Raw genomic sequence first — 6,527 nt, forward strand, 5'->3', positions numbered from 1 at the left:
AGTTGAGTTCAGAGTAAGAACTAATGCTGACGAATATATAAAGAATATTATTGATGATTTAGGTCAGAATGAATGATTTTATCTATTAAACTCCCCAATTTTTTTAATAACAACTCTCTTAATGCTCTAAAGAGCCAAATGGGTGTCGATAGAAACACTTATGGGGATTTTGGAAATAGTCAGTATAAGGCAGCTCAAATTCAACTTGAGACCACTGGCATTGATATCGAAGACCTATCGGATATTACGCCGTTAGAAGATCACACACTATCCTATAATGGTAAAAGAATAATTTTATATATACGTGATATTAGTGATTGGAAAGATGAATTAAAGCTACCTAGATTCCATGTTGCACATTGTTCAACCCTGCAAACGATGATTGGTCATGGTAAGAAGAAAAGATATGTTGTTTCACAAAATGAAAATGATGTTTTTCATCTAAACCTTATTAATGGCAAGAGGATTACAAAAGTAGAGCACTCTTTAAGCATCTGTAGGAACTGCTTAGAAACTATTAGATGGAACAACTATTCTAAAAGCCTGACCTATGAGAAAAGAGAGCTTTGCGTTAGCGATTTTAAAGTTAAGGACTTTTTTTTCAAGTATCCAAAATCATTAGTAGATAAAAGTGGCTACTCTAGTCAAAACTCAGCACTGAATCAGTACTCTAATGACTGGTCTCAAATTAGTAGTCAGTATAGGGGATCTAAGAACTGGACTTGCGAACAGTGCGCGGTCAATTTGATCAGCAATAGGCGCTTATTGCATACCCATCATATAAATAGTCAAAAAAATGAAAATAATTATTCAAATTTAATGGCTCTTTGTGTTGACTGCCATGCCAAACAACCAATGCATAGTCATATGTACAATCTCCCTGATACTAATAAGAATGTCAAAGAAATTTCAGAAATCCGTAAGAGACAAAATATAGGTTAACCTTGGATTATAATAGCCTAAATAATTATCTAGTGGTTTTTAGTTGGATATATATTATTGAGGTGTTATACCCCTAAATTTTAGTAATAATCAGAAAATATCATTATTTATGTTATAATGGTAAACAAAATTTCAATAGATAAGGATTTAACTTTATGAAAAAAATGATAGTAGTATTAATTACCATCACATTTGCTACTTCTGTATTCGCTTCAAGCGGACGTACTAACTCAGCTGGATGTCATAATTCAAAAACAGAAGGGTATCATTGTCACTAAAATGACAGTTACAGTAACGAATCGGATAATGTGATAATCATATTATTTAGTATAAGTAAGAAAAAAAGAGGCTAGTTATTAGCCTCTTTTTTATTATTTAAGGTTATTAAATAAATAAGAATATACCAGCGGAACCATCTGAAAAGGCTAATTAATCCATTAAGAGACTACTGTAGTGGAATTACTTAATAGGCAATGATCAGTTTAGGTATTTCCTTGGCCACATCAGCAATCAGGTGCCGTGAGCACTTAGCCATTTTTTGAATATCAGAATAGCTATGACCTGATTTGAGTAGACTAGCGATGATCTTACGCTTTTCGGTATCCTTCCTACGACCGGCATATTTACCTTCTGCCTTAGCACGAGCAATACCTTGCATCTGACGATTACGGCGATCCTTATAGTCTTTTCGAGAAATGGCTGCGAGCATATCGAGCATCATTTAGTTGATGGCCTGCAATACACTGCTCATAAATTCAGTGCTGCTTTCAGATTGAAGCGCCATATATGAGGTCGGTAGCTCTTTTGATACGATAGAGAGCTTTTTTTCTGATAGCATTCTTTTGAGCGTATCCCAATCAGCTTGGTTCAAACGCGCCAAGCGATCAATCTGCTCAACTAAGATCACATCGCCCTTATGAGCATCTTCAATCAGCTGCATAAGCTTGGGTCGCACCAAGATAGCTCCTGATTCGTTTTCGACATAGAATGCGGCAATCTTGTGGCCATGATCATTGGCAAATGCTATGAGTTTGCTTTTGGCACGCTTAGCATCTTGTTCTTTGGTAGACGCTCGTAGATACGCTCTGATAAACATAAACACCTAAAATAGTCTGTTATAAGTGGTTCCATTATAGCAGTCTGTTTTAAGTGGTCTGTTAATAGGTTTGAAGGGTGAAATAACCGGTTCCCTTGGGGTATACCTATTTTTGAAACTTACTACATCTTATAGTGCTTTTTTAAAATATCTATAATGGGTGCATACTCTTCTTTAAAGAATATATAGTTTTCTTCAGCTAGTGACATAGAGCTTCTCATCTGCGGTTGGCATTCTAGTACGCAGCTTACTAAGTCAATATCTCCTGTAATAACGCTCCTTTCAAGTAAGTTTCTACTATACTTATCTAAATTCTCAATATCATAACCCTGCTGTAAAGCACGCTCTAAAAGCTTTAAATCTTTTTTATCAAGAGCCTCATCCACGGTATTTTCATATACTGAAATATCTTGAAGGTCGAATAGAGAGCTGCGAAATTCTGAAAAGGATTGTGCCAGCTTGATACATTTAGTGCCTATAGTATCTTTATCATAGAAATAGACTTCTCCAAAACTATCTGCCGCTAGACTTAGCATGATGTCGTTACCTACATTGTCATCGGCTATGATTAAAAATTTTCGTCCTTCCTCATGATCTATGCTTTTTCCATTCTTGTACGAATTAATTAAATCAAAATAATCATTGTCATTGGAAATCCTACATACATGATGAATAATAGAGTATTCACCTTTAAATACCTCAAAAGCATTTTTCTCAAAACCCATACCATTATGCTCTAGCAAATAACCTCTATAGTCTTGAGGGAGTGTTACACCTAAAACATCTTCTAGGGTCGCTAATCTTTGCGTATCCAACGGGGAAGTAGTTTCAATCATTCAATCGATCTCTATTCATGTTAAAGAATATGACGTGTACTATTGATTTAATGGTTATTAAAGTTATATTTAACACTAGCAGTTCGATTCCTGTATAGCGCACCAATCACGAGTAAATACAAATGAGCTTCAATTTTTACGCAGTATCTAGATTTAAGGATAGCGAAGCTATTTTTGATGCCAAATGGACTAACATCGCTAACTTTATCGAAAACATTGGTATCGAAAACATCAACGATTACTTAACTGTAGAAAACGATTTTATAGACTTTTTAAGGATGTTTTACACTGATAGCTCAACAATTCCTCAAGAGAAATATGGCTTAAGTTTACTGGGGTTTTGTATAAATGTGCATGATTTAAAAATTTTCAGTGAAAAGCATTTTTACGGTTTAAAGGATGTAAAGACAAGGCTGTATGCGTTAGCTAAATTAAACATTAGCTATATATCTGAAAATGATTTAACTTTCTTGCTTAGATGCTGGGTAAGAGATTTATGCTCGATTCATTTCTTTGATGTCAGTACAGGTAGTTTATTGAGATCATCAGACGAAAGTTTTACTTTTACTATGATTTTACGTGAAGATGTAGAGATTTCAGATATCTTTGAGCCAGTTGATAATGTATATATACATGAAGCTTTAGATCCAGATAGATAATAATCTGGATTGTAATACACTTAGCGATAAGTGCTATCCAAGGTTTCTTGAGCTTGAAAAACTAACGTTCTGTATACCATGAAGTACACTGCGACTATTTCAGTGAGTTAAAACCTTAATACCATTAGCTTACAGTCTAGTATTCGAGTCCTCACTAGGGAATCGAACCAGTGAAATCACCTAATTCCAGCTAGTATCTGGTTAGGGCAAAGTGTCAACTCGATCTTCCCAACGTCTTGCTTGTTCGGCATAATCTAGATTAATGGTTTTTAACCGCTCGTATAATTCTGTTAATTCATTTGTAGCAACATAACTTCCTTGCTTGGAAAGATCTTCAAGCTCCTTAAGTTTTGGGTCTAATAGTTGGTGAATCACGTCTACCGTGGAATCATTAAGCGTTTTATTCATTCGACTGATGAAACTATTTACTAATATAGCCTTCGTGTCTAAATGCCCTGCTTTGGATAGTAAATAAGCAGTCACGGCTTCAACACTACTCTCAGTCTCATGCTGTAAATTAATAGGGTTGTTATCACTGATATGTCTTTGTTTTTCTGTGATTGCTACCGCAACCATATAATTAAGTAATGGTGATACATCGTTAGGGCTAAAGGATTGATGGTAGTCAACCACATAGCTCATATACTGCACAGCTTTAGCATCATCTTTAGGTGCGAATTCGCCTAGATAATTATGAACCGCCATATAGATGTATATGTTTATGAACTTGTCTGGATCGTGCTTTTTCTGTTTTACTGGTTCTACGTTTTTAATTATTTGGTCAAGTTCTTCATTATCTAAACCTTTATATTTAGAGAAGCCTTCTGGTACATCACGAATAATTATCTCCGCTATCTTGTCTAAATCGTGTTCAAGTTGCTGATACAGCGCAATAGCCTCTTTGTCACTACTGAATGGCTTACTGGCTTTGCATGGTTGAAAGTCTTCCACTTGAAGATCTAAGTCATTAGAATGAACTTCAATACCATTTGGCGTTTGTGTGAGATTATTCAGATCAATGGGCGTATCAGACTGTTCAATGTGCTTGTAGATGTTACAACTTGATGAGCTGTCAGTAACGCTTGATACGTTAAAAGACTGGTTAGGTGTGCTTTGAGCGATTGCCATTGATGACAGCGTAGAAAGCACAGCAGCTGAGAATATAGATAAAATTGGGTTTAGATAATTATTAATATCTACTTTTCTGTTGTACATAGTGCACTTTCCAATATATTCGATAAAGTGAGTTGTGACCATATCTTGTACTTTGTAGATTAATAACTTAGATTTACAAAACAGGGAACATACCGCACTTTCTTGTTTCTGTCTGATACATGACTAGCAATAATAGCGGAAAATTCAGCGTTATGGTTTCCTAATAAAGCGGTTCGTAAGATTTATTCATTTCTAGCTTAATCTATGACTTTTATAAGCGGTCTATGGTCTAACGTATGTACGGTTAGAGTAGCGAAAAGCTAAAATTTTATGACTAATTATTGTTATTTGGTGCAAACAATCACTATGGTTAATCGATCAATAAGATAAATCTTTGTTGCTGCGTTTAGTTTACCAAGTTTATCTCTACGGTTGCTTCAGCATAGCTCATTGCTGCTTTATTCAAGTAAATCAGTTTCCGATATAGTCGAGAATTATGTAGGGATACATATAGTTTTAAGTGCTGTTATACGGCGCATAAGACATTTTGTATAGACGACCAATATATGGCATTTAATCAATGGCTATGCCATTATCAACACCAGTAATCAAACTTTCTCGCATGTCATTTACTCGTTCTACTTCGCTGGCTCCTAAAAACTTCTTTTCTCTAGCTGTGGCATTCTCAAACCTTTTAATCGACTGCTCAATGCCCTTTCTATAAGAAACCTCTACAGGATACTGGATACCATAGTCTTTAATCATGCGTTGCTTGTACTTTTGAGCGGTTTCTAGTCTTTTACCATCGTCAATATTTTTTTGAAGAAGACTTGCAAAACTGTTCCCAAAGGTGTCAATCTGCATGGGTTCAGCGCCTTTGCTTAGTAGATAATCAATAGCATCATAACTGTGGATGGCATATGCAGTCATCAAAGGTGTGCTCCCAGAGATATACTCTGGATGATTGATATCCGCGCCACGCTTAATCACTAAATCAAACAGTTGCTCGCTATAGCAATCATTCACCATTAAACCATCTAAAGGTGACGAGGCTATGACCTGCTGCTATGTTTAGATTGCTATGAGCACTGCCAATGAAAAGCAACTTATCAATGTCTGCCCCTAAATCAAGTAAGGTCTTAACTGATTTACGCTTACCCTTGGTCACCGCATAGTTTAAATAAGTCCATTGGTAGGTCCAGACACCGCGCTCTATACTGTCTCTGGTATTAACATCATAGCCTTCTTGTTTAATCAAGCGGGTAATCTCGTCAGTATCTTCGTTAAAGATGGCTTCTGCCATACTAACGTTTTTTCCTTGAAAGTACTTCTCTATATGCGCTTCTTTATAGTTCTTATGCGTATTCATATTGCTGCAACCTATGACTAAAACGGTTAGCAATAAAAAGAGTATAATTTTTATATCCAAATACTTATTCATACTTACTTCTGTCAAGAGTTTCAGAAGTACTAAAGTTAATGGTTTTTATACAAATCTCGTCATTGTCTACATCTATTGGATCAAAAAATAATTCCATCTTTCCAAAATTTTTGTCATTATCCATGACTCTATCAAAGGAAAGCGATCCAAGTCTAGCAATGAGTACATAATCGTCTTGCTTCATTTTGTCCCTGAATTTGCTCCCTGCAAAACACACAGATTCTTTTAGTTTAATATGAAAAAACTGTGTGCCTCGATCACTACTTCTTATTTCCATTTCTGCAATATTAGTAGTATCCCCAACACGGGGGTATAAGAGAATGAACCGCCCCGAGTATATCGGAGGCTGATTTACTTGAGTCAGGCAGCCATGCCTGACAGGATTAAATTATCATAAT

8 protein-coding genes and 1 pseudogene are annotated in these 6,527 nt (G+C 35.7%); 3 read left to right on the forward strand and 6 right to left on the reverse strand.

Annotation, left to right across the window (positions count from 1 at the left end; genetic code table 11):
• Window positions 1-72: 72 nt before the first annotated feature.
• Both JMX95_RS13415 and JMX95_RS13870 read left to right on the forward strand, forming a co-directional pair.
• Window positions 73-942 carry an HNH endonuclease gene (locus JMX95_RS13415; RefSeq protein ID WP_201561063.1) on the forward strand — a complete coding sequence of 290 codons (870 nt, stop codon included), beginning with the start codon at window positions 73-75 and terminating at the stop codon, window positions 940-942.
• 164 nt (window positions 943-1,106) lie between these two features.
• Window positions 1,107-1,220 (forward strand): YHYH domain-containing protein, encoded by a 114-nt coding sequence (locus JMX95_RS13870; protein WP_227676086.1) that lies wholly within the window; start codon window positions 1,107-1,109, stop codon window positions 1,218-1,220.
• Window positions 1,221-1,405: 185 nt separating this feature from the next.
• On the opposite strand, the pseudogene JMX95_RS13425 reads toward JMX95_RS13870, so the two are convergent.
• Both JMX95_RS13425 and JMX95_RS13430 read right to left on the reverse strand, forming a co-directional pair.
• A pseudogene (locus JMX95_RS13425) lies at window positions 1,406-2,038 on the reverse strand (recombinase family protein).
• Window positions 2,039-2,160: 122 nt separating this feature from the next.
• Window positions 2,161-2,874: an SMI1/KNR4 family protein gene (locus JMX95_RS13430; RefSeq protein ID WP_201539002.1), complete on the reverse strand. Its 714-nt coding sequence runs from the start codon at window positions 2,872-2,874 to the stop codon at window positions 2,161-2,163.
• A 122-nt stretch (window positions 2,875-2,996) separates the two neighbouring features.
• On the opposite strand from JMX95_RS13430, the gene JMX95_RS13435 reads away from it, so the two are divergent.
• Window positions 2,997-3,533 carry a hypothetical protein gene (locus JMX95_RS13435; protein ID WP_045446109.1) on the forward strand — a complete coding sequence of 179 codons (537 nt, stop codon included), beginning with the start codon at window positions 2,997-2,999 and terminating at the stop codon, window positions 3,531-3,533.
• A gap of 201 nt (window positions 3,534-3,734) precedes the next feature.
• On the opposite strand, the gene JMX95_RS13440 is transcribed toward JMX95_RS13435, so the two are convergent.
• The 4 genes from JMX95_RS13440 to JMX95_RS13455 form a co-directional block, all read right to left on the reverse strand.
• On the reverse strand, window positions 3,735-4,748 hold the full coding sequence (locus tag JMX95_RS13440) for a hypothetical protein (protein WP_201561065.1): 1,014 nt from the start codon (window positions 4,746-4,748) through the stop codon (window positions 3,735-3,737).
• Window positions 4,749-5,261: 513 nt separating this feature from the next.
• Window positions 5,262-5,717 (reverse strand): hypothetical protein, encoded by a 456-nt coding sequence (locus tag JMX95_RS13445; protein ID WP_201561066.1) that lies wholly within the window; start codon window positions 5,715-5,717, stop codon window positions 5,262-5,264.
• On the reverse strand, window positions 5,707-6,057 hold the full coding sequence (locus JMX95_RS13450; RefSeq protein ID WP_201561067.1) for a hypothetical protein: 351 nt from the start codon (window positions 6,055-6,057) through the stop codon (window positions 5,707-5,709). Before JMX95_RS13450 ends, JMX95_RS13445 begins: the two co-directional genes overlap by 11 nt.
• A 64-nt stretch (window positions 6,058-6,121) precedes the next feature.
• Entirely contained in the window at window positions 6,122-6,313 is a 192-nt protein-coding gene (locus tag JMX95_RS13455; RefSeq protein WP_201561068.1) for a hypothetical protein, read from the reverse strand.
• Window positions 6,314-6,527: the final 214 nt, after the last annotated feature.

It is taken from the genome of Psychrobacter sp. NC44 (assembly GCF_904846655.1).
GTDB lineage: Bacteria > Pseudomonadota > Gammaproteobacteria > Pseudomonadales > Moraxellaceae > Psychrobacter.